The sequence below is a fragment of the Phreatobacter sp. genome, from assembly GCF_022843985.1.
Classification (GTDB): Bacteria; Pseudomonadota; Alphaproteobacteria; order Rhizobiales; family Phreatobacteraceae; genus Phreatobacter.
In genome coordinates, this window is sequence record NZ_JALHMP010000008.1 from 59,755 (window position 1) to 81,905 (window position 22,151).

The 22,151-nt window shown below is 68.0% G+C and carries 18 protein-coding genes and 1 tRNA gene; 8 read left to right on the plus strand and 11 right to left on the minus strand.

Annotated elements, in window-relative coordinates:
- Positions 1–67 precede the first annotated feature (67 nt).
- Positions 68–274, minus strand: a complete 207-nt coding sequence (locus Q0C57_RS07650) for a hypothetical protein (protein WP_296574456.1) — start codon at positions 272–274, stop codon at positions 68–70.
- Positions 275–679: 405 nt separating this feature from the next.
- On the opposite strand from Q0C57_RS07650, the gene Q0C57_RS07655 reads away from it, so the two are divergent.
- Entirely contained in the window at positions 680–2,788 is a 2,109-nt protein-coding gene (locus Q0C57_RS07655) for a PAS domain S-box protein (RefSeq protein ID WP_296574460.1), read from the plus strand.
- A 272-nt stretch (positions 2,789–3,060) separates the two neighbouring features.
- Here the strand turns inward: Q0C57_RS07655 and Q0C57_RS07660 are convergent, their stop codons facing one another.
- The 4 genes from Q0C57_RS07660 to Q0C57_RS07675 form a co-directional block, all read right to left on the minus strand.
- Positions 3,061–4,338 (minus strand): TRAP transporter large permease, encoded by a 1,278-nt coding sequence (locus Q0C57_RS07660; protein ID WP_296574463.1) that lies wholly within the window; start codon positions 4,336–4,338, stop codon positions 3,061–3,063.
- A complete protein-coding gene (locus Q0C57_RS07665; protein WP_296574465.1) occupies positions 4,335–4,943 on the minus strand; it encodes a TRAP transporter small permease subunit in 609 nt (202 codons plus the stop codon). Before Q0C57_RS07665 ends, Q0C57_RS07660 begins: the two co-directional genes overlap by 4 nt.
- Positions 4,944–5,019: 76 nt before the next feature.
- Entirely contained in the window at positions 5,020–6,006 is a 987-nt protein-coding gene (locus tag Q0C57_RS07670) for a DctP family TRAP transporter solute-binding subunit (RefSeq protein ID WP_296574468.1), read from the minus strand.
- A gap of 440 nt (positions 6,007–6,446) precedes the next feature.
- Positions 6,447–6,520 (minus strand) — tRNA-Gln (locus Q0C57_RS07675).
- 213 nt (positions 6,521–6,733) lie between these two features.
- Here Q0C57_RS07675 and Q0C57_RS07680 point away from each other — a divergent pair.
- Entirely contained in the window at positions 6,734–7,864 is a 1,131-nt protein-coding gene (locus Q0C57_RS07680) for a Ppx/GppA phosphatase family protein (RefSeq protein ID WP_296574470.1), read from the plus strand.
- A complete protein-coding gene (locus Q0C57_RS07685) occupies positions 7,861–8,601 on the plus strand; it encodes an RlmE family RNA methyltransferase (RefSeq protein WP_296574473.1) in 741 nt (246 codons plus the stop codon). The genes Q0C57_RS07680 and Q0C57_RS07685 overlap by 4 nt, the downstream gene beginning before the upstream one ends.
- Here Q0C57_RS07685 and Q0C57_RS07690 read toward each other — a convergent pair.
- Positions 8,565–8,810, minus strand: a complete 246-nt coding sequence (locus Q0C57_RS07690; protein ID WP_296574476.1) for a hypothetical protein — start codon at positions 8,808–8,810, stop codon at positions 8,565–8,567. The genes Q0C57_RS07685 and Q0C57_RS07690 overlap by 37 nt on opposite strands.
- Entirely contained in the window at positions 8,807–10,492 is a 1,686-nt protein-coding gene (locus tag Q0C57_RS07695) for an FAD-dependent monooxygenase (RefSeq protein ID WP_296574479.1), read from the minus strand. Before Q0C57_RS07695 ends, Q0C57_RS07690 begins: the two co-directional genes overlap by 4 nt.
- A gap of 126 nt (positions 10,493–10,618) precedes the next feature.
- Here Q0C57_RS07695 and Q0C57_RS07700 point away from each other — a divergent pair, with 126 nt between their 5' ends.
- Together Q0C57_RS07700 and Q0C57_RS07705 are read left to right on the plus strand one after the other, a co-directional pair.
- On the plus strand, positions 10,619–11,305 hold the full coding sequence (locus Q0C57_RS07700) for a Crp/Fnr family transcriptional regulator (RefSeq protein ID WP_296574483.1): 687 nt from the start codon (positions 10,619–10,621) through the stop codon (positions 11,303–11,305).
- Between the two features lie 86 nt (positions 11,306–11,391).
- Positions 11,392–11,607 (plus strand): DUF2892 domain-containing protein, encoded by a 216-nt coding sequence (locus Q0C57_RS07705; protein WP_296574486.1) that lies wholly within the window; start codon positions 11,392–11,394, stop codon positions 11,605–11,607.
- On the opposite strand, the gene Q0C57_RS07710 is transcribed toward Q0C57_RS07705, so the two are convergent.
- Positions 11,608–12,633 carry a histone deacetylase family protein gene (locus Q0C57_RS07710; RefSeq protein ID WP_296574491.1) on the minus strand — a complete coding sequence of 342 codons (1,026 nt, stop codon included), beginning with the start codon at positions 12,631–12,633 and terminating at the stop codon, positions 11,608–11,610.
- Between the two features lie 272 nt (positions 12,634–12,905).
- Here Q0C57_RS07710 and Q0C57_RS07715 point away from each other — a divergent pair, with 272 nt between their 5' ends.
- From Q0C57_RS07715 to Q0C57_RS07725, 3 genes are all read left to right on the plus strand, one after another.
- Entirely contained in the window at positions 12,906–14,195 is a 1,290-nt protein-coding gene (locus Q0C57_RS07715; RefSeq protein WP_296574495.1) for an ArgE/DapE family deacylase, read from the plus strand.
- Between the two features lie 37 nt (positions 14,196–14,232).
- Positions 14,233–15,516: an ArgE/DapE family deacylase gene (locus Q0C57_RS07720; protein WP_296574497.1), complete on the plus strand. Its 1,284-nt coding sequence runs from the start codon at positions 14,233–14,235 to the stop codon at positions 15,514–15,516.
- Between the two features lie 89 nt (positions 15,517–15,605).
- Complete coding sequence (locus tag Q0C57_RS07725; RefSeq protein ID WP_296574499.1) at positions 15,606–16,907, plus strand: amidase; 1,302 nt, start codon at positions 15,606–15,608, stop codon at positions 16,905–16,907.
- A gap of 70 nt (positions 16,908–16,977) precedes the next feature.
- On the opposite strand, the gene Q0C57_RS07730 is transcribed toward Q0C57_RS07725, so the two are convergent.
- The 3 genes from Q0C57_RS07730 to Q0C57_RS07740 all read right to left on the minus strand — a co-directional run bounded on the left by Q0C57_RS07730 (position 16,978) and on the right by Q0C57_RS07740 (position 22,145).
- Positions 16,978–18,672, minus strand: a complete 1,695-nt coding sequence (locus Q0C57_RS07730) for a methyl-accepting chemotaxis protein (protein ID WP_296574502.1) — start codon at positions 18,670–18,672, stop codon at positions 16,978–16,980.
- Positions 18,673–18,813: 141 nt separating this feature from the next.
- The gene (locus tag Q0C57_RS07735) at positions 18,814–20,733 is read right to left on the minus strand and encodes an aminopeptidase P family protein (protein WP_296574504.1); all 1,920 of its coding nucleotides are present in this window, start codon (positions 20,731–20,733) and stop codon (positions 18,814–18,816) included.
- A gap of 8 nt (positions 20,734–20,741) precedes the next feature.
- Positions 20,742–22,145 (minus strand): FAD-dependent oxidoreductase, encoded by a 1,404-nt coding sequence (locus Q0C57_RS07740; protein ID WP_296574507.1) that lies wholly within the window; start codon positions 22,143–22,145, stop codon positions 20,742–20,744.
- Positions 22,146–22,151: the final 6 nt, after the last annotated feature.

The following is a 22,151-nucleotide window of genomic DNA, read 5'->3' on the forward strand; positions in this document are numbered from 1 at the left end:
GCTCCCCCGAGATCGAAACCGGGCCGATCGACCGGGCTCCAGTGTTCCGGCTGCGGCCTGTAGGCCCTCACCGGACGCGCCTGCGTCCGACGTCTGACCGTCCGTCTCCTGTCTGCCGCTCCTCGCGCGGGGAGCAGCGACTGGCGGGATCGTCCTTGTATTCGCCGACCCGGACGCCCTTGCCATCGAGGCTCTGTCCGGGCCGCCGCTGCGCCTTGTCGCGATGGCCCACGATGTCGTCCTTCCTGACCTTCTCGTCGTCGCGTCCGGTCATCGTCCTGGTTCCGCTGCTCTGTCCTGCCGGCATCCTGCGTGCTCCCGTCTGCCCACAGGGCTTGCTGCGCTACCCGAGAGACACGCCGGGTCGCTGCACGGCTTATGGCGGTGCCACGGCCTCGGCCCATGAAACGGCGGGATCGCGGTCATCTCGGCGATGGCCTGGATGCTTGAGCGACAGACACCTTCGGCGGATCGGTTTCCACAGGCCGGCGAGACGATACAGGTGGTTCGCCGCCGACTTATCGGCCCTCGCCAAGACGACCGCAAACTTCCGCCGCGGATATACTGAAGCTTCTGCGTGAACGGTTGCGACACCGTGCCCCACGCAACCGAAAGTCCCGCTTAATGACTCGCGCGATAGAAATATTCCCTAATTTACACTTCGTGAATGGAGAATAGAATGTTGCCCAAGGCCTTCCTTGCGCTGCTCAGTGCTGTTGATCAGTCCCAGGCCGTCATCGAATTCCGGCCTGACGGGACGATCGTCAAGGCCAACAGAAATTTCCTTAACGTCATGGGTTTCAGGCTCGACGAGATCCAGGGGCGTCACCATTCCATCTTCGTCGACCCAAGCGAGCGGGACACCGACGCCTACCGCACCTTCTGGGCCGACCTCGCCGCCGGTCGCTTTCAGCAGGCCGAGTTCCGCCGCATTGCCCGTGATGGTCGCGACGTCTGGATCCAGGCCACCTACACGCCGATCAAGAACTGGCGCGGCCGCGTCGTCCGGATCGTGAAGTTCGCCACCGACATCACCGACCTGAAGCGGGCGCGTGCCGATGATGCCGGCAAGATCGCCGCGCTCGACCGTTCGCAGGCGGTGATCGAGTTCGCCCTCGACGGGACCATCCTCGCCGCCAACGCGAATTTTGCCGCCACCGTCGGCTATGCGCCCGAGCTTCTCACCGGGCGGCATCACAGCATGTTCATGCCGTCAGACGTGGTTCATAGCGCCCCCTACCGCGCGTTCTGGCAGGCATTGGGTCGCGGCGAGTTCCAGTCCGGGGAGTTCCGCCGCCTGGCGAAGGACGGGCGCGAGATCTGGCTGCAGGCGACCTACAACCCCGTCTTCGGTCCAGATGGGAAGCCGGTCAAGATCGTCAAATTTGCATCCGATATCACCGCCGAGAAGATGCGGGGCCTCGATGCCGCGGGCAAACTGCGTGCGATCGACAGGTCCCAGGCGGTGATCGAGTTCGCACCGGATGGCACCATCCAGACCGCCAACGAGATCTTCCTCGCCTGTGTCGGCTATCGTCTCGACGAAATCGTCGGCCGCCATCACCGGCTTTTCGTGGACGAGAGCGAGGGCAATAGCCCGGGCTATGCGGCCTTCTGGACGGCGCTCGGCCGTGGTGAATTCAAGTCGGGCGAGTTCGGCCGGCGCGGCAAGGACGGTCGCCGCATCTGGCTGCAGGCGACCTACAACCCGGTCCTCGGCCCGGATGGCAAGCCGATCAAGATCGTCAAGTTCGCCTCCGACATCTCTGCGGACGTGCGGCGACGCGAGCAGTTCCACCTGCTCTCCCTTGTCGCCAACGAGACATCGAACTCGGTCATCATCACCGACGCCGCAGGCATGATCGAATATGTCAATCCGGGCTTCGAACGCACGACCGGGTACAAGGCGGCTGACGTCAAGGGACGCAAGCCCGGAGACCTCCTCCAGGGGGCGGCCACGAGCGCCGAAACCCGCGCCGCCATCGCCGAGCATCTGCGCCGTCGGGAGCCCTACTACTGCGAAATCCTCAACTACAGCCGCGACGGCCAGCCGTTCTGGAACTCGCTGGCGATCAATCCGGTCTTCGACGCCAGCGGACAGATCGAGCGCTATGTGTCGATCCAGACCGACATTACCCCGACCAAGCAGGCCGCGCTTGCCAAGACCGCCCAGATCGACTCGATCAGCGCGAACAATGCCCTGGCCGAATGGTCCATCGGCGACGGACGGCTGATCATGGCCAACCGCTTTCTCGACGGCAAGGGCGTCACGTCCGGGTCGACCGTCGGCCTTTCGAACCTGCTCGCCGAAGCCGATCGCAGCCGGCTGTTGCGCGGCGAGGCCGTGCGGCGCGAACTGGCCTGGCCCGGGATCGGCAACGAGGCCGTCTGGCTGGAGGCCATCTTCTCCGTCCTCAACGACATCGAGGGCCGGCCGGAGCGCATCCTGATGTGTGCCGTCGACATCACGAACCGTCGCCGCGCCATGGAACAGACGAACCAGGCCCTGGCCGAGGTCCTCCATTCGGCCGATCAGATCGGCGCCATCACCAGCGCTATCGAGACCATCGCCAAACAGACCAACCTGCTGGCGCTCAACGCGACCATCGAGGCGGCGCGCGCGGGCGAGGCTGGCAAAGGCTTCGCCGTCGTCGCCCAGGAGGTCAAGATGCTCGCCTCGCGCTCGTCGTCCTCGTCGTCCGAGATCTCCGCCTTGCTGGAGACCAGCCGCAACCGGATCGGGGTGCTGGCCGAGACCCTCGAGAGCCTGAACGTCCAGGCGGCCTGACCTAAAGTCCGGCGAAATGCGGACGCATCCCGCCGGCGCGAACCTCGCGCGCCGGCTGTGGCGCCGGTGCGGGTGGAAAGCGCCCGGCGCCGATCCCGGTAGCGGCATAAGCGGGGGACGAAAGCCCCTATCCGGGGGTGACGAACAGTTCAAACACCCCGCGCCACATTCATCAGCGCGGGGCCGCGCCTCGCCATGGCGAAGCGGTGCTGGCGGAGGCGGGTGACGGCCGGCCAGCTGAGCGGCACCGGCCCGCCAATGCGTCACTCCTGTCAGCGGAAGACGAGCGTCGGCAGAGCCAGTGAGATCCAGGGCACGTAGGACAGCACCATCAGGCAGGCAAAGATCACGCCGATGAAGACCGGCAGGTACCGCATCATCTTGTCGATACTGGTGCCTGCCACCTGCGCGGCAGCAAAGAGGTTCACGCCGAACGGCGGCGTAATCATCCCCATGGCCAGGTTCACCACCATGACCGTGCCGAAGTGGACGCTGTCGATGCCCAGCCGCTGCGCCGCCTCCGCCAGGATCGGCGCCAGCACGATGATGGAGGCCGAGGTCTCCACGAACATGCCGATCACGAACAGGAACAGGTTCACGGCCATCAGATAGGAGTTCGCATCGTCGAAGGTCTTGACCAGCCATTCGGCTGCCATGTCCGGCACGCCCTGGCGGTTGAGCAGCCAGGAGAACAGCGTCGCGGCTGCGATGATGAACATGATGACCGCCGAGCTGATCACCGACTTCTTGAAGATCGGGTAGAGGTTGGGCAGCCGGATCTCACGGTGGATGAAGACGCCAACGATGATCGCGTAGACCACTGCGACCACCGAGGCTTCGGTTGGCGTGGTGATCCCGCCATAGATGCCACCCAACACCACCACCGGCATCAACAGCGCCCAGCCGGCCTGCTTCGTTGCCACCAGGAAGGGCAGCCGACCTTCGCCATCGTTCTTGCCCCAGCCCTTGATGCGGCACCAGATCAATACGGTCGCGACCAGCGCGCTGGAGATGAGGAGCCCAGGTCCGAAGCCCGCGATGAACAGCTCCGGGATGCTCGTCTGCGTGCTGACGCCGTAGAGGATCAACGGGATGGAGGGCGGTATGATCACGCCGAGTTCAGCGGCGGTTGCCTGCAGAGCCGCGGCGAAGGCCACGGGGTACCCTGCGCGGACCAGTGCCGGGATCATGATCGCGCCGATGGCGAAGGTGGTCGCGACCGACGAACCGCTGATGGCAGCGAAGATCATGCAGGTCAGGACGCAGGTCGCGGGAAGCCCGCCCTGGATGCCGCCCACGATCGACTTCGCGAAATCCACCAGCCGGCGGGAGATGCCGCCGACATCCATCAGGTTGCCGGCCAGGATGAAGAAGGGGATCGCCGCCAGCGGAAAGCGGTCGAGCCCGATGAAAAGCTGCTGCGCCGCCACGATCAGCGGGAAATTGGTGTAGCCGGTGAGCCCGACCACGGCGGCCAGGCCGATCGCCACCGCAACAGGGACGCTGGTTGCAAACAGCACCAGCATCACGGTGAGCATCATGCCGCTCATGACGCGTTCTCCAGTTCTTCCGACCGGCGGTCGAGGAAATGCGCCATCGCGCCCACCATGGCCAGCAGCGCACCCAGCGGAATGGCGGCATAGGCATAGGCCATCGAGAACTCGAGGCCGGCGATGGTCTGAAACTGGACGCGTTCGGTCATGGCCCAGCCGAACCAGAACATCACGCCGAGGAAGGAGAGCACGCAGGCAAGAGACATCGCCTCGATCGTCCGCTGCAAGGCGCCGCTCGTGAAGCGTTGCGCGACATCGATCGAGACCAGCGCTCCTGCGCGAAGCGCGACCGCCACGCCGAGATAGGCCATCCAGATCAGCGCGACCCGCACCAGCGCTTCCGACCAGGAGGACGGTGTCTCGGTCGCGAAGCGGGCGACCACCTGCCAGGCACCGGCGGCCACGGCGATCGCCATGGCGAGGCAGGCGACCATGGCCGCGAGCTCGGTCGTGACGCGATCGAGGGTCAGAACGGCGCGGCGCGCCAGGGCGCGGGCGCCGCTGGCCTGGCCGCCACGGTGGCCCGCCCACAGGGCGAAGCCCACGGCAGCGACCGTTGCAACGGCGGTCACTTGCAGGGGCATGACATTGATCGCGTTCATCTGTTCTCCAGCGCGGCAAGGAAAGGGGGCGCAGGGTTCGAGCCCTGCGCCCCCGGTCAGGCCAGTACAGCCAGGCTCACGAGCCGGGGCGCCAATCCCGGATGCGGCGGAGCAGAGCGCTGTCGAGGCCCTGCTCGATCTGCGTGGCCCCGGAGGCGAGCGCGGCCTGGAAGGCGGCGCTGTCCACCTGCGTCACCACAGTCATGCCGCGGCGGCGCAGTTCGTCGACGCCGGTCTGTTCGTCGGAGGTGACGCGCGCGCGGTTCGCCGCGGCCGCATCGCGGCCGGCCTGCACAAGCGCGGCGCGATCCTGCGCGTTCAACCGGCTCACGAAGGCCGGGTTGCAGAGCAGCAGCGCCGGCGAATAGACGTGGCCGGTCAGCGTCAGGAAGCGTTGTACCTGGTTCAGGTTGTTGTTCAGGATCACCGGGATCGGGTTTTCCTGCCCGTCCACCGTCCCCTGCTGCAGCGCCGGCACCAGTTCGCTGAACGCCATCGGCGTCGGCAGTGCGCCGAGCGTCTGGAAGGCGCGCATGTGCACGGGGTTTTCCATGGTGCGCACCTTCAGGCCACGCACATCGGCGGGTGAGTTCACCTCGCGCCGGCTGTTGGTCATGTGGCGGAAGCCGTTCTCGAGCCAGGCCACCGCATAGATGCCACGCGCGGGGAAACGCTGAAGAAGTTCCTGGCCAATCGGGCTGTCCAGCAGGCCGCGGGCATGGGCGGTGTCACGGAACAGGAAGGGCACGTCGAGGTTGCGGGTTTCCGGGACAAAATTGCCGACCGGGCCTGTCGAGGTGATGGTGCACTCAATGGTGCCGATCTGTACGGCCTCGATCGTCTCGCGCTCGTTGTCGTTGCGCTGATAGACCACGCGGAAGCGGTTGTTGGTCAGCCGCTCGAAGGTTTCCTTGAAAGCGGTCGTGCCGGCGCCGTAGTGGCTGTTGATCCCGATCGGATGCTGGAAGGTCACCTGGGTCTGGGCCAGGGCCGGGGCGGCGCCGAGCGCCAGCGTGGCGCCAATCGCCAAGGTCTTGAGGCCCGTTCGGCGGGTCATCGTCATGGTTCGCGTCTCCCTATGCCGAAGAGTCTCAAATGGCCTCCGGCTTCCCGTGTTCTATAGCCAGTGTATCGCGGCCTCTACAAGCCCATGCGCGCTCGGAGAGCCTTCCGTGGATAATTCCGGCGAACTTACATGTTGATGCGCTCCCGCACACCGCTTGTCACCCAACCGCGTCGCTCGCCGGCGAAAAAACGGGATGGCGCCCTCGGCCGGGGTGGCAATCAAGAACAGCCGGCCACATCGCCGGGCCATAGAGCGGGCCAGCGCCCCCTGGCGTGCGATGGCTCAGGGCGAATGGCCTATCGGGGGCAAAGGCATCGACCCGGGAGGCGATCCTCGGCAGTTCGCCCGGCGGCGTAGAGTGCTTGCAGACGCGATTGATGGACCGGCCGCGCGATCCGAAAGTACCGTTTAGGCTATTGGAATAACGAAGAAAATTTTGGCTGGGGGACCTGGATTCGAACCAAGATTCTCGGAGTCAGAGTCCGATGTTCTACCGTTGAACTATCCCCCAGCAACGCCTCAAAGGAGGCGCGCTGTCGATGCGAGGCGCGGTGATAGTCGATTGCGCCGGGCTGTTCAAGCCCCGGCCGACAGCCTTTTTGGCTGTGACCGCCAGACGGCTTGCAGCCGGCCCCCGCCCTGATACACTCCAGATCAACTGAACAGAACAGCCGTTCGTCCGTCGAGCGCTCCTGCGTTCCGGTCACCGGCGGGAAAGGTCGCCATGACCCACGAGCCGCCCCGCGGTTCGCCGGGAAATTTCGGCGTGCGTCCGGTCGCAGAGGGTCATGCGGGCGAGTCCCGCGGCCATCAGCCGCATCGGCCGCGCAGGCTCTATGCCGCGCTGGATCTCGGAACCAACAATTGCCGCCTGCTGGTGGCCAAGCCCGAGGGCGCGAGCTTTCGCGTCGTCGACGCATTTTCCCGCATCGTGCGGCTGGGCGAAGGCCTGGCGCAGACCGGCCGCCTGAGCGAAGCGGCGATGGACCGCGCCGTCGAGGCGCTGAAGGTCTGCCGCATCAAATTGCGCGACCGCCAGGTGGCCCGCGCCCGGCTCATCGCCACGGAGGCCTGCCGCCAGGCTTTAAACGGCGCCGATTTCATCGCCCGCGTCACGGCCGAGACTGGGCTGGCACTGGAGGTGGTCGACCGCGGCACCGAGGCGCAACTGGCGGCGCAGGGCTGTGTGCCGCTGGCCGATCCGCGGGCGCGCGGCGTCATTCTCTTCGACATCGGCGGTGGCTCCTCTGAGATCGTCTGGCTGCTGCCGCGCGGCCCTGGCCGGCAGGGCGGCCCGCCGACGGCCGAGATCCTCGGCTGGACCTCGCTGCCGGTCGGCGTCGTCACGCTCGCCGAACGGCACGACGGCAAGCACGTCACACGCGAGAGCTTCGGGCGCATGGTCGACGAGGTCGCCGCCATGGTCGAGCCCTTCGCCCATCGGAAGGCGATCCAGGCGCAGATCGAGCACCTGCACATGCTGGGGACATCGGGCACGGTGACGACGCTCGCCGGCGTCCATCTCGGCCTGCCGAAATATGATCGGCGCCGTGTTGACGGAGCCTGGCTCGCGGCCGGCGAGGTCGACATCATCCTCGATCAGCTGCTCGCCATGACCTACGACGACCGCATCGCCCATCCCTGTATCGGGGCCGAGCGGGCCGACCTCGTTCTCGCCGGCTGCGCCATTCTGGAAGGCATGCGCCGGCATTTCCCCTGCCAGCGGCTGCGTGTCGCCGACCGGGGCCTGCGCGAGGGCATCCTCGTCAGCCTGATGCGTCAGGACGGCGTGTGGCGGCGGCCTTTCCACCACCGCGAGCAGGATCGGCCCGCCGGATCGGGAGGTGCCAGATGACGACCAAGTCCGGCGGCGGCCGTGAGCTCGCGGTGCGGCTCAAGACCGCCAAGAAGCGCACCACCAGCCAGCAGAAATGGCTCGAGCGCCAGCTCAACGACCCCTACGTCGCCCGCGCCAAGCGCGAGGGCTGGCGCTCGCGCGCCGCATTCAAATTGATCGAGATCGATGACCGGGCAAAGCTCCTGAAGCCAGGCCAGCGCATCGTCGACCTCGGGGCTGCACCGGGCGGCTGGCTTCAGGTGGCGGCCAAGCGCATCGGCCTCGACCAGGGCCGCGGCAAGATCGTCGGCATCGACCTCCTCGACGTCGACCCCGTCCCCGGCGTCGCCTTCATGAAAGGCGACTTCACCACCGACGAGGCGCCGCTGCGGCTGAAGGAGATGCTCGGCGGCGAGGCCGACGTGGTGCTCTCCGACATGGCGGCCAATGCGACGGGCCATCGCAAGACCGATCAGATCAAGATCATCTATCTCGCCGAACTCGCCATCCATTTCGCCCGCGAGGTGCTGGCTCCCGGCGGCCACTTTCTCTGTAAGGTGCTGCAGGGCGGCACGGAGGGAGACCTGCTGGGCGACCTGAAGCGCGACTTCGCCACGGTGAAGCATATCAAGCCGCAAGCGAGCCGGGCCGATTCCAAGGAGCTCTACGTGCTCGCCATGGGGTTTCGGGGCCGCGGCGCGGTCCCGCCCGGCGGGACTCAGGACGCCGCATCGCCGGAGGACGACAGGGTCTGAGCGGGAAGGCCGAGGTTCTCCAGCGCCGTCGCGACGCAGGTGTCGAAATCGAGCCCGTCGCCTGCCCGATGGGCCATGACGATGACGAGCTTCGCGAGGAACAGTGACTGATGCGCTTCCCCGGCCTCGTCGATCGCCGCGGCGAGTTGGTCGTAAACGCGCTCCAGCGCCTCGAAGGCAAGTGACGCAGGTGGCGACGTGGCGGTCATAACGATCTCCCGAGGCCGGCGTCGAGGGTGGCGAGGATCTCGGCCGGGACCGCCCGCCGCCAGCGGCCGGCGACATGGAGGTCAGGCCTGACGAGATAGACCGTGCCGGGAAGCGCGTCATAGGCGCTGGCGAGGTGACCGCCGGAATCGGCGAGCGGAACCGCGCAGGAATGGTCGAGCGTGCCGCCGACGATCAGGGCGCGCAGGCGCGGCTCGCGCGTCGCCAGCGCCGCGACCAGCGCCGCAGTCTCGCCGGGCACTGCCCCGTCGGCGAAAACCAGTGCCGTGAAGCCGTCGCCGAGATGATCGGAAAGGAAGCCGTCGGCAAGGCGGACGTTGGCCAGCGCGGCGCCCGAGACCGGACCCGCATCAAACTCCGCATCGCGGCCGGCGAAGGGCGTCAGCGGGCTCGCGCCATAGGTATAGGGCTGCATCTGGCGTGGATTGGCGAAGGCCTTGGCGAAGTCCTCGGTCAGGGCGAGCGACAGCACCGCCTCGCGCACCAGCCGGTGGCCTGATGTCGGCGGCGTCATGAAGCGCGTGCTCTTGGTGGCATTGGCAAAGACGTCGAGCGTGGCGCCGCGCCTTTCGGGCGAGTAGCTGTCGAGGAGACGCGCATCGGCGGCGCCGTTCAGCACATAGGCGAGCTTCCAGCCGATATTGTGGGCATCGGCGAGGCCGTTGTTGAGGCCGCGCACGCCGAAAATCGGCACGATGTGGGCGCTGTCGCCGATGAAGATCACGCGGCCATGGCGGTAGTCGTCGAGGGCGAGGGTGTTGGCGGTGTAGATCGACCACCATTCGAGTTCCCAGGGCCCGTCATGGCCGAGATCGGCGAGGATGGCGCCGACGCGGGCGCGGATCGTCGCCTCGCGCACCGCCTCTTCCGGGCTCTCGCCGTCACGCAGCTGGTAGTCGACGCGCCAGATGGCGTCCGGCTGCTTGTGCATCAGAACTGTGCCGCCTGGATTGGAGGCCGGGTCGAACAGGGCGCGCCTCTCGGTCGGGTGATCAAAGGCCATCTTCACATCGGCGATGACGTAGCGTCCCTCGTAATTGTCGCCCTTCAGCCGCAGGCCGAGCTGCCCCCGCATGGCGCTGCGGGCGCCGTCGGCGGCGAGCACCCAGGTGGCGGCGAGCGGATAGGCCCCGTGCGGGCTCGCGACCGTCAGGGTCACGCCGCCGGGTCGGTTATCGGTGGCCGTTACCTCACTCTGCCAGCGGAAGGTGACACGCCCACTCGCGAGGCAGGCGTCGTAGAGGAACTGCTCGGTAAATTGCTGCTGCAAATTGTACATGGGCCGGAACTTTTCGTCGTCGGAGTCCGGCATAGTGAGGCGGTAGATCTCGCGGCCGCGATAGGAGCTGCGACCGGTCGTCCAGCCAAGGGCTTTGGCGAGAAAGGCTTCGACCGCGCCGATCCGCTCGAAGATGTGGAAGCTCGACCGCGCGATGCAGGTGGCCCGGCTGCCATCGTTGAAGGTCGGCTTGGCGTCGAGCACCAGGGACTCTACGCCGTAGCGCGCCAATGTCAGGGCGGCGGTCATGCCGATGGGCCCGGCGCCGACGATAACGACGGGGTGGACCGGACGGTTGCCGTCGAGTTCGGCTGCGCGCTCGGCCACAAAATGCGGATAGGAAAAGTAGAGGGAGTCCAGCGGCCCCCTGCCCTCGGGTCTCACGGCTGCGTTTCCTTCCCGTCGCGTCTTGCCCGCGACCTTGCCAGGTCAAGGGGAGCGGGCCGCGTCCCAGGTGTCAAGGACCCGGCCGACTTGAACCCGACGCTCCAATGGCTCAGGTTCGCAGCCATGGAACAACGCTCGAACCCTGCCGGCCCGGCCGCGGCCTGGCTCGACCGCATCGGCACCTTTGCCGGGCTGGACGCCGCATCGCGCCAGGAGATCGCCCGGCGGGCGCGGATCCTCCACTTGCCCAAGGACGGCCGTCCCTTCGCATCCGGGGCGCCCTGCGAGGCCTATCTCATTGTGCTCGATGGCTGCGTGCGCGTGCAGATTGTCGCCGAATCCGGCCGCGAGATTGTGCTCTACCGGGTCTCGGCCGGCGAGAGCTGCGTCCTGACGACGTCCTGCCTGCTCAAGCACGAGCCTTACGCGGCCGAGGCTCTCTGCGAGAGCGCCGTCACCGCCGTCGCGATCCCCGCACCGCTGTTCCGCGACCTCCTCGGCTCCTCGCCGGCCTTCCGCAATGCCGTGCTGGAGAGCTATGCGACGCGGGTCGCCGACCTGATCATGACCTTCGAAGAGCTTGCCTTCCGCCGCCTCGACCGCCGGCTGGCGGAAACGCTGGTCGAGCGGGCCGTGGACGGGGCCGTCACCGCGACCCATCACGACCTCGCCGTCGAACTGGGGTCGGCGCGTGAGGTGGTCAGCCGGGCGCTGAAGGCCCTGGAGCAGGAGGGCGTGGTGGCGCTCGGCCGCGGCGTGATCCGAATCACCGCACCGGACAAGCTCGCCAGACTCGCCCGCGCCGTGTGACCAGGTCACCGACAGGAACGGGGAAAGAGCGTTTCATGCGGTCACAGGCTACGGCTCTTCCGCCGGCGCCCCTGACGGAGGCTCCCATGTTCAGCACCAATATCGGTGGTATCGACCGCGTCCTGCGCATCGTCGCCGGCATCGCCCTGCTGCTCTTTGCCATCACCGGCATTCCGGCGACCGGCTACAACTGGCTCGGCTGGATCGGCATCGTGCCGCTCGCCACGGCGGCGCTCGGCTGGTGCCCGGCCTATACGCTGCTCGGCATGAACACCTGCCCGGCATCGACCCGCCAGGGCTGATCAGGCGACGGCCTCGAACCCGCCCAGAACGGCCGTGAGATTGGGACCGAGCTGGTCGGAGAGATAGCCGCCCTCCTGGACGAAGAGCGTCGGCAGGCCCATCCGCGCGATGGCCTCGCCGGCGCGGCGGAACCCGGCCGCGGTCACCTTGGCGCCGCCGAAAGGATCGTCGGCGGAGGCATCGAGACCGAGGGCGATCACCAGCATGCCCGGCGTGAAGGCGGCGATCGTCTTCGCCGCGGCTTCCACCGCCGCGACATAGGCATCATCGCTCGCCCCGACCGGGATCGGAAGGTTGAGATTCGCACCCTCGCCGGCCCCGGTTCCACGCTCATGCGCATAGCCCCAGAAGAAGGGGTAGAAGCGCGACGGATCGGCATGGACCGAGACGGTCAGGACGTCGGCACGGTCGTAGAAAATGTCCTGCGTGCCGTTGCCGTGGTGGATGTCGATGTCGAGGATCGCCACCCGGTCATGGACCGCGCGCAGATATTGCGCGGCGATGGCGGTGTTGTTGAGGAAGCAATGGCCGCCGGCGGCGTCGCGATAGGCGTGGTGGCCTGGCGGCCGGCACAGCGCATAGGCGGCGCGTTCGCCCTCGATGACGAGTTCGGCGGCGGTCACCGCGACATCGGTGGCCGAGGAGGCCGCGAGCCAGGTGTCCGGACCGATGCCGCAGGCCATGTCCTGCATGTACCAGCCGGCGCGGCCGGTGATGGATTGGGGCATGGTGCCGCCGCGGCGGACAGGGTGGACGTTGCCCAGCACCTCGTCGGAGGCATCGGCGAGCGTTTGCCACTCGGCGGCGGCCTCCTCCAGAAAGCGCAGGTAATCGACGGAATGGACGCCGAGCCGCGGTCCCTGGCCAAAGGGCTCGCTCGGCACTGTTGGGTGGTTTCCCGCCTTCAGGCCTGCCATGAGTCGCTCGGCGCGCTCCGGGCGCTCTTCCCCCTGAGCAAACTTGCCGCGCAGGATGAAACGCTTGGGGTCATGGCCTGTGTGCAGGTCGGTGAAGACGGCTTTCATGACGGGATTCGACCGGGCTGGAGAAGATGGCGCCATGTTCCCCGGATGGCGGGCCGAGGCAAGGGCGGCGTGTGGCGACGTGGTTTGCGCGAGCGCATCACGATGAACGGGAAACTGGGCATCTGCGACGTACGTCCTTCGCAACAAGCTGCCTGATTCAGCCCGACGGCGCCCCGCTGCGCGATACGCCGCCGGGCGCGCAGCACGGCTGCGCCGGCGATGGTTGCTCGGCCGCCGCGCGCGGCTAGGCTCGCCCTCGCTCCGGAGCTGCCATGCCTCTCGATCCCACCCTTGCCGACCAAATCGTCACTGCCGTCGATGCCGGATTCGACCGCCAGATGGCGCTGACGGCCGATCTCGTCCGCTTTCCCTCGACGCGCGGCCGCGAGCACGCCTGCCAGGACTTCGTGCTCGCCGCGATGAAGCGCCGCGGCTGGGCCACCGAGCGCTTCGCCATGGAGCCGGCGGCCCTCGCCCGCCATCCCGGCGGCTCGCAGGTAACGGCGGACCATTCCGACGCGCCGATCGTCGTCGGCATCCACCGCCCGCGGGCCGAGACCGGCCGCACGCTGATCCTGCAAAGCCATGTCGACGTCGTGCCGCCGGGACCGCGGGACCTGTGGTCGCGCGATCCCTTCGAACCGCATCGCGAAGGCGACTGGTTCTATGGCCGCGGCGGCGCCGACATGAAGGCCGGCCACGCCGCCATGTTCGCGGTCTTCGATGCGCTGGCCAGCATCGGGCTGCAGCCGGCGGCGACCGTCACGGTCCAATCCGTGGTCGAAGAGGAATCCACCGGCAACGGCGCGCTCCAGTGCCACCTGCGCGGCTACAGAGCCGATGCGGTGCTGATTCCCGAACCGGAGGACGAGAAGCTCATCCGCGCCAATACCGGAGTCGTCTGGTTCCGCGTCGCAGTGGCCGGCCTGCCCGTCCATGTCAGCCAGGCGGGGACCGGGCAGAACGCCATCGAGGCGACGCAGGGCGTCATCCGCGCACTGCGTGACCTCGAGGCGCGCTGGAATGCCAGGAAGAACGAGTTCCGCCACTTCGAAGAGGTCGACCACCCGATCAACCTGAACATCGGCATGATCGAGGGTGGAGACTGGGCTTCCTCAGTGCCGGCCTGGTGCGTCATCGACTGTCGGATCGCGATCTATCCGGGCGAATCCGCCGAAACGATGATGCGCGCCATCGAGGAGGCGGTGATGGGCGCAGCGCGGGGCGACAGGTTCCTCGCCAACAATCCGCCACGCGTTACGTTCACCGGCTTCACCACCGAAGGCTATGTGCTGCAGCCGGGGTCGGAGGCGGAAGCGGTGCTCGCGCGTGCGCACGAGACGGCAACCGGCAGCACGCTGCAGGATCTCGTCACGCCGGGCTATCTCGATACCCGGGTCTATGCCCTCTACGATAAGATTCCGGCGCTCTGCTACGGCCCGATCTCGGAGAATATCCATGGCTTCGACGAGCGTTTCTCGATCAGCAGCATGCGCCGCGTGACCCGGACGATGGCGCTCTTCGTCGCCGAATGGTGCGGCACCGAGCCGATCGCGTCCTGACCCTCACCTTCATCGACCTCTGCCCGGAGCAAAGCCCATGGCCCTCGATCCCGCCCTCGCCGACCGTATCGTCAAGGCCGTCGATGACGGGTTCGATGCCCAGCTCGACTATCTGAAGACGCTGGTGCGCTATCCCTCCCAGCGCGGCGACGAGCATGCGGTGCAGGACTTCGTGTTCCAGGAATTGCGCAAGCGCGGCTTCGCCATGGAGCGCTTCGCCATGGACGAGGAGGCGATCAAACGCCATCCCGGCGGGTCGCCCTTTTCCGACACCCACTCGACCGCGCCGATCGTCGTCGGCATCCACCGTCCGAAGGCGGAGACCGGCCGCAGCCTGATCATGCAGGGCCATATCGACATCGTGCCGTCCGGGCCGCTGGAGATGTGGACCTCGCCGCCCTACGAGCCGCGCATCGACGGCGACTGGTTCTACGGCCGCGGCGCTGGCGACATGAAGGCCGGCCACGGGGCCATGGTCGCCGTCTTTGACGCCCTGAGGCGGACGGGCCTGCAGCCGGCAGCAACCGTCTATGTGCAATCCGTGGTCGAGGAGGAATCGACCGGCAACGGGGCGCTGCAGTGCCACCTGCGTGGCTACAAGGCCGAGGCGGCACTGATCCCCGAGCCGAGCCAGGGCAAGATCACCCGCGGCAATGTCGGCGTCGTCTGGTTCCAGTTCACCGTGCAGGGCCATCCGGTCCATGTGCGCGAGGCGGGCGCAGGCCAGAACGCCATCGAGGCGGCCTTCGGCATCATCGGCAAGCTGCGCGAACTTGAGGCGTTCTGGAACACCAAGACGCCGAACCACCCGCTCTTCAAGGACGAGCCACACCCGATCAATCTCAATATCGGCAAGATCAAGGGCGGCGACTGGGCCTCCTCCGTGCCGGCATGGTGCACGGTCGACTGCCGCATCTCGATCTTTCCCGGCGAGACACCGCAGGAGATGATGCGCGCCATCGAGGACACGATCTCCAAGGCGGCGCGCGCGGACCGCTTTCTCGCCAACAACCCGCCGAAGATCGCCTGGAACGGCTTCACCACCGAGGGCTATATCCTCGCGCCCGGCTCCGAGGCCGAGGCTGTGCTGGCGCGGGCCCACCAGCGCGCCTGGGGCGAGCCGCTCAAGGAGAGCGTCACGCCCGCCTATCTCGACGGGCGGGTCTATGCGCTCTTCGACAAGATCCCGACGCTCAATTACGGCCCCTCGGCGGAGCGCGTTCACGGCTTCGACGAGCGCTTCTCCATCGAGAGCCTGCGCAAGGCGACGAAGTCGATGGCGCTGTTCGTCGCCGAATGGTGCGGCACCGAACCGGTTTGAGCGGGACGCCCGCCGGCACACCCGGGCCTTGACCGGAACCATTGCCATTGCCGACAGTCCCCATCCCGAACCCGCCTGGAGTGCCGTCTATGCCTACCTCCGTCCGCGATGCACTCGAAGCCTCGCTCGCCCGCATCGATGACCCCTCATCCGACGGCCGGGTCACCTACACCAAGGTCTATGCAGAGCGGGCGCGGGCCGAGGCGGACGCCGCCGATGCGCGCGCCAGGGCCGGCGTGAAACTGTCGCCGCTCGATGGCTGGGTCATCTCGGTCAAGGACCTGTTCGACGTTGCCGGCGAGGTGACCACGGCGGGCTCCACCATCCTGCGCTCGCAGCCGGCGGCGAGTGCCGATGCACCGACGGTAGCGCGCCTGCGCCAGGCCGGCGTGGTCATCGTCGGCAAGACCAACATGAGCGAATTCGCCTTCTCGGGCATCGGCATCAATCCGCATTTCGGCACGCCCGGCAATGCCGCCGACAAGAGCCGTGTTCCCGGCGGATCGTCGTCGGGCGCCGGCGTCTCGGCCGCCGAGGGCACCGCCCGCATGGGCCTCGGCTCGGATACCGGCGGGTCGATCCGCATTCCCGCGGCGCTGAACGGCTGCGTCGGGTTCAAGCCGACCTATGGCCGGATTCCCCTGGAGGGTGCCTTCCCCCTCTCCTACGCGCTCGACACGATCGGACCGCTGGCAAAGACCGTCGCCGACTGCGCCGCCACCGACGCGGTCCTCGCCGGCGAGCAGCCCTGGACGCTGACGCCCGCTCCCCTGGCAGGGCTCAGGCTGGCGATCCCGCGCGGTCGCCTGTTCAGTCAGATGGAGCCGGAGGTCGAACAGGCCTTCGAGGCCTCCACCGCCCGCCTCACCAGGGCCGGCGTCCGCATCTCCGACATCTCGATCGAGGACCTCCTGCAGGAACTCGCCGACGCCATGGCGAAAGCCCCCTTTGTCGCCATGGAGGCGGCCGCCGTGCATGCGGAATGGATGGAGGAAAGGGCGCGGGACTTCGACCCGCGCGTGCTCGCGCGGGTGCGGATCGGTGCCAAGGCTGCCGCCCCGGACTATATCCGCCTCGTCAACAAGCGGGCGGAACTGGTCGCCCGGATGCGCGACAGGCTCGCCGATATCGATGCCCTCATCCTGCCGACGACGCCGATCCGGGCACCGAAGATCTCCGACCTGATCGCTTCCGACGACCAGTTCTGGACCGCCAACGGGCTCGTGCTGCGCAACACCACCGTCGGCAACATCTTCACCTTCACCGGGATCTCGCTCCCCTGCCCGCAGGTGAAGGGCCTTCCGGTCGGCTTCATGCTGACGTCGCTGGCCGGGCAGGACCGCCGGCTGCTGCGCATGGCCGCGGCGGTGGAGAAGGCCTTCGCCGGCTGAGGCGGCTCTAAACGACGATGGCCGGGCATTGCCCGGCCATCGCTGCAAGATTTGCTGGGAGGGCCAGGGCTCAGGCCGCCTTGACCTCCTTGAGGAAGGCGCCGACCGCCTGGCGAAGACCGGCAATGTCGCCCTCGAGACCCTTGGCGACATCGTTGAGCGCACCGACGGCGGAACCGGTCGCCTTCAGGCGCTCCGACACGCTGGCGATGGACCGGCCGGCCGTCTGCGCGACCGAGGCGGTGCCCTCGACGCTGATGCCGATCTCCTGGGTCGCCTGGGCCTGCTGGTCGATGGCGGTGGAGATCGCCTCGCTCGCCCGGCGCATGCGCACCACCGTCTCGGTGATGCCGCCCATCGAGGCGACGCTGCGGCCGGTCGCCTGCTGGATGGAGGCGACCTGGGCGGCGATATCCTCGGTGGCACGGGCGGTCTGGGAGGCGAGTTGCTTCACCTCAGAGGCGACCACGGCGAAGCCGCGGCCGGCCTCGCCGGCGCGGGCCGCTTCGATGGTGGCGTTGAGGGCCAGCAGGTTGGTCTGCTCGGCGATGGCGCGGATCAGCTCGACCACGGCGCCGATCTTCTCGCCCATGGCGGCGAGACCGGAGACGTCGCTGGAGGCCGATTCCACCGCCTGCGTCGCCTCGGAGGACACTTTCATCGCCTCTTCGGTCTGGCGGCGGATCTCGACGATGGCCGCGTTGAGTTCCTCCGTCGCACCGGCGATGCCGGTGACGCGGTGCAGGGTCTCCTCCGTCGCCTGGACCGTCTCGCGGACGCCGGCATCGGCGGCTTCGCCCGCCGCATAGACCGTTCCGGTGGCGCCGGTCACGGAGACGGCGCGCGAGGCGACGCGGTCCATGACGGAACCGATGGCCTGGTCGAAATGGCTGACGGCCGTTTCCATCGTCGCGCGGCGGGCCAGTTCGGCGGCACTGCGCTGGTCCTCGGCGCTGCGCATCTGCGCACGCTCGGCGAGGCTCTGGGCTAGACCGCCGACAGCGCGGGCAATGAGGCCGATCTCGTCCTGACGGGCGGCGTGGCGCGACATGTCGACCGTGCGATCCTCGGCCAGACCGATGATCGCTGCGGCAGCCTCGCGCACCGGCTTGAGGAAGTAGGTCAGCAGGAAGAACACGCCGACCGCGGCGACGATCGCCAGCAGGGCCATGGCGATGATCACGCCTTCCCGCATGCTGGCGGCGGAGGCGTCGGCGTTGGCCTTGCTGACTCCGGCGCCGAGCGCGCCGAGGATGCGGTTGTCGGGCGTGACGATCGGCACATAGCGGGCGATGCGCGGGATGTTGCCCACGACGATGTGGTCGGTCAGCACCTCGCCTCGGCCGATCGCCTGCGCGATGGGCGAGGAGGCCGGGATGCGCGAGCCCATGACGCGGTTGCCCTGCTGGTCGCGCACGGACGACGAGAAGCGGATCAGGTCACCCGTTGCCGGGTCGCGGCGGAACAGGGACGCTCCGTCGGCGGCGTGATCGACGATGCGGTGATCGCCCTCGGCCGGCAGGGCGCTGGCGCGGATGCGCACGACCGGACCCGTCGCGCTGGCGCGATCCATCTTGCCTTCGGGAAGCGCGAGTTCTGCTGCACGGCTCATCTGGAGGCTGCGGTCGGTGACCTGGCCTTCGACGATTTCGGCCATGCGGGCGTCGATCTGCGACACGGCATAAAAGCCGGATCCGAGGCCGACGGCGGCAATGACGAGGGCCGCAAGGGCGGCAACCCGCGCCGCGAGAGGGAGTCGAGACAATAAGTGCATGATAGCCCCAGGAGAATGAATTTCACTCAGACCATCGGGGGTTGCAGTTAACAAAACGGTACGATTCGACCATCGCAGCTGAAGAATTGCAACTGATGGGTGCAACTGCATGCCAAACCGGCGGTTATCCGATCAAAGCGGCGCCGTCATGCGTTTCAACCAGGCGCGGTCGGCACCGGTCAGGCGCCCTTCCAGCAGGCTCCGGGTCCGTGCGTGATAGGCATCAAGCCATTGCCGCTCGGCCGCGGTGAGCAGCCCCGCCACGATGGCGCGGCGGTCGAAGGGGCAGAAGGTGATCGTCTCGAATTCCAGGAAGCCCGGCTTAGTGCTTTCGGTGACCACGATCAGATTTTCGAGGCGGATGCCATGCGACCCGGTCTCGTAGAAGCCAGGCTCGTTGGACAGGATCATGCCGGGCTCGAGCGGAACCTGCGACAGGGGCGAGATCCGAGCCGGCCCCTCATGCACGCCGAGATAAACGCCGACACCGTGGCCGGTGCCGTGGTCGAAGTCGAGACCGGCCTGCCAGAGCGCTCGGCGGGCGAAACCGTCGATGGCGATGCCGCCCGTGCCCTTGGGAAAGCGGGCGGTGGCGACCGCGATGTGACCCTTGAGGACCAGGGTGTAGTGCTCCTTGAGACGCTTCGGCACACCGCCCACGGCGATGGTGCGGGTGATGTCGGTGGTGCCGTCCAGATATTGGGCACCGGAATCGACGAGCAGGAACGTCCCCTTCTCGACCTTTCGTTCGGTCGCCGGCGAGGACCGGTAATGAACGATGGCGCCGTTCGAGCCGGCGCCGGCGATGGTGGTGAAGCTGGCGCCGCGGTGCAGGGCATCGGCGCCGCGGATCTCCTCCAGCTTCGCCATGACGGCGAGTTCGCCCTGGCCGACCGCCTCACGGTCGACCCAGTGGAGGAAGCGCGCCATGGCCGCGCCGTCGCGGATATGCGCCCTGCGGGTGCCGGCAAGTTCCACCCGGTTCTTGCGTGCCTTGGGCAGGACCGACGGATCCTGGCCATGAATCAGTGTGGCGCCGGCCGCGGTCAGCCGGTCGGCAATCCAGGCGGTCGCGGTCTCCGGTTCGATGGTCACCGCCTGTCCGGACCATTCCTGCAGCCCCTCGGCGAAAGCCTCGAGGGGGCGCACGGTCACGCCGTTGCCGAGATGGGCGGCAAGGCCCGGCGTGAACTTCGCCTGGTCGACGAACCAGGTCGCGTGGCCGTCGGCGGCGAGGATCAGGAAGCTCTGGACCAGCGGCGTCGCCGGGGTGTCGCCGCCGCGCACGTTGAGCAGCCAGGCGATGGAATCCAACTGGTTGAGCACGGCCGCCTGGGCGCCGCGCGCGGCAATCTCCTGGCCGATGCGCGCGCGCTTGTCGCCACTTGCCTCACCGGCGAATTTCAGCGGCTGGGCATGGATGGCGGAATAGGGATCGCCGGGCTGGCCGGACCAGATTGCATCGATGGGATTGATGTCGAGCGCCACAAGCGCAGCACCCGCCTTGCCGAGCGCCTCGCGCCAGCGCTCGGCCTCCCGGACCGGTGTGATGCGCGGATCGAAGCCGATGCGATCGCCGGTCTTGACCCTGGCCGCGAGCCACTCGATGGCGGGGGGCTTCTTGAAGTGGCGGCAGGTGACGACGGAGGCGTCCGTCTCGGCCGGCGCCTGCAGGGTATAGCGACCGTCGACGAAGAGCGCAGCCTCCTTCGGCAGGATGATGGCAAAGCCTGCCGATCCGGTGAAACCGGTGAGCCATTGCAACCTCTCGGCGCGGGCCACGAGATATTCGCCCTGATGCTCGTCGGCCCGCGGCACGAGGAAGGCTGCAAGCTTGTCCTTCTTCAGGATCTTCTGCAGCGCCGGAATGCGGCTGGCGTCACGGCTGAAGGCGGGCTTCGGCAGTTCAGCCAGCGCGGCGGCGATTACCTGCCTGTCGGCAGCGCTCGCGCCGGGACAGGCCGCCGCCATCCAGCCGTCGGCGGTCTTGCCCGGCGGGGTGGCGCGGACGCGGGCAAGGAGCGGCTTCAGGGCCTTGAGGTCGACAGGCATGGGGGCTCTCAGGGTTCGGCGCTGACGAGGAGGGCCGCCTCACGACCAGCGATGCGTCCCAGCACCACGGCCGTCAGGAGTCCGTTGCCGGAAAGATAGCCGGAGGCGTCCGGTCCCGACACCCCTACCGCAGCGCCTCCTGCCGCGAAAAGATTGGGGAGCGGCGCGCCACCGGTCCGCAGCACCCGCGCAGTGCCGTCCACGGCGAGGCCGCCCTGGGTGTGGAACAGGGCTCCGGTGACCTTCACGGCGCAGTAGGGCGGCACCAGGTCGGGCAGGCCCGACCAGTCGCGGCCGAAGCCGTCCGTTCCTCGACGGCGCTTGAGATCGGCGACGGATTCGAGAGTCGCGCGAATCACTTGGGGCGGAATACTCAGACGCGCCGCCAGTTCATCCATCGATTCCGCTTGAAGAACGGCGCCCGCCGCCTCGGCCCGGCGGAAGTCCTCGAACTGGCGGGCGATGCCGGCGATGCGCGCGTCGAAAAGGTCCCAGGCAATGCCGCCGGGCTGGCCGAGCACGGCAAGCGCCGCCTCCGAATAGCCGGAGGCCTCGTTCCAGAACCTCTCCCCTGCCGTGTTGACCTGACAGCCGCCCTCCATGATCACCGCCCAGGAGACAAGGATGCCGTGGGGATGGGCGACGGAGCCATGGCCCTGATGCCCGCTCATGTGGCGTAGCCCCGCCCCCAGCGCCTCCCCCCAGAGAACCGCGTCCCCCTGGTTGCCGGGATGGCCGAAATAGAGCGCGTCCTTGAGAGCGGGGATGTGCTCGGCGACGAGATCCTTGTTGCCGCCATAGCCGTTGCAGGCGAGGACGAGCGCCGCACAGCCGATGCGCTCCCGCGACCCGTCCGGTCGCGTGGCGACGAGGCCGCGGACACGACCTTCCGGCGTCGCGACGAGGGCCTCAACTCGCGCCCCGGTGACGATGTCGATTCCAGCGGATTCGACGGCGGCGCGCAGCCGGTCGATCAGTTCGGATCCGGCGCGCGAGGCGAGGCCGTGCATGCGCCGCGCGGAGTGGCCGGGATAGGAGAAATCGGCGATCACCGTGAAGGCGAGGCCATGGCGCTCGGTGAGCCAGTCAATGGCCGGGCCGGCGCCCGCCGTCACCACCTCCAGCACGGCGGGGTCGGCCGCGCCATGGGCCTTGGCCTGGATGTCGTGGGCGAAGGACGCGGCGCTGTCCGCTATGCCGGCCGCCCGCTGCGCTGCGGTGCCGGCGGCCGGGATGAGCCCCGCCGAGAGGGCCGTCGAGCCCTGGGGTAGCGCATCACGCTCGAAGACTACTGGGTCGATGCCCGCCTCCCGGGCGGCCAGCGCCGCACAGAGTCCAGCCGCCCCGCCGCCGACGATGGCGACCGGCACGGTCAGGTCGAAGGGGAGGTCATCGCTCAGGATGCGGGGCATGGGGCC

Bases quoted from the DNA above. Each gene is read 5' to 3' on its own strand.
- Q0C57_RS07650 (WP_296574456.1), bottom strand. From the start codon at position 274: ATGACCGGACGCGACGACGAGAAGGTCAGGAAGGACGACATCGTGGGC.
- Q0C57_RS07655 (WP_296574460.1), top strand. From the start codon at position 680: ATGTTGCCCAAGGCCTTCCTTGCGCTGCTCAGTGCTGTTGATCAGTCC.
- Q0C57_RS07660 (WP_296574463.1), bottom strand. From the start codon at position 4,338: ATGAGCGGCATGATGCTCACCGTGATGCTGGTGCTGTTTGCAACCAGC.
- Q0C57_RS07665 (WP_296574465.1), bottom strand. From the start codon at position 4,943: ATGAACGCGATCAATGTCATGCCCCTGCAAGTGACCGCCGTTGCAACG.
- Q0C57_RS07670 (WP_296574468.1), bottom strand. From the start codon at position 6,006: ATGACGATGACCCGCCGAACGGGCCTCAAGACCTTGGCGATTGGCGCC.
- Q0C57_RS07680 (WP_296574470.1), top strand. From the start codon at position 6,734: ATGACCCACGAGCCGCCCCGCGGTTCGCCGGGAAATTTCGGCGTGCGT.
- Q0C57_RS07685 (WP_296574473.1), top strand. From the start codon at position 7,861: ATGACGACCAAGTCCGGCGGCGGCCGTGAGCTCGCGGTGCGGCTCAAG.
- Q0C57_RS07690 (WP_296574476.1), bottom strand. From the start codon at position 8,810: ATGACCGCCACGTCGCCACCTGCGTCACTTGCCTTCGAGGCGCTGGAG.
- Q0C57_RS07700 (WP_296574483.1), top strand. From the start codon at position 10,619: ATGGAACAACGCTCGAACCCTGCCGGCCCGGCCGCGGCCTGGCTCGAC.
- Q0C57_RS07705 (WP_296574486.1), top strand. From the start codon at position 11,392: ATGTTCAGCACCAATATCGGTGGTATCGACCGCGTCCTGCGCATCGTC.
- Q0C57_RS07710 (WP_296574491.1), bottom strand. From the start codon at position 12,633: ATGAAAGCCGTCTTCACCGACCTGCACACAGGCCATGACCCCAAGCGT.
- Q0C57_RS07715 (WP_296574495.1), top strand. From the start codon at position 12,906: ATGCCTCTCGATCCCACCCTTGCCGACCAAATCGTCACTGCCGTCGAT.
- Q0C57_RS07720 (WP_296574497.1), top strand. From the start codon at position 14,233: ATGGCCCTCGATCCCGCCCTCGCCGACCGTATCGTCAAGGCCGTCGAT.
- Q0C57_RS07725 (WP_296574499.1), top strand. From the start codon at position 15,606: ATGCCTACCTCCGTCCGCGATGCACTCGAAGCCTCGCTCGCCCGCATC.
- Q0C57_RS07735 (WP_296574504.1), bottom strand. From the start codon at position 20,733: ATGCCTGTCGACCTCAAGGCCCTGAAGCCGCTCCTTGCCCGCGTCCGC.
- Q0C57_RS07740 (WP_296574507.1), bottom strand. From the start codon at position 22,145: ATGCCCCGCATCCTGAGCGATGACCTCCCCTTCGACCTGACCGTGCCG.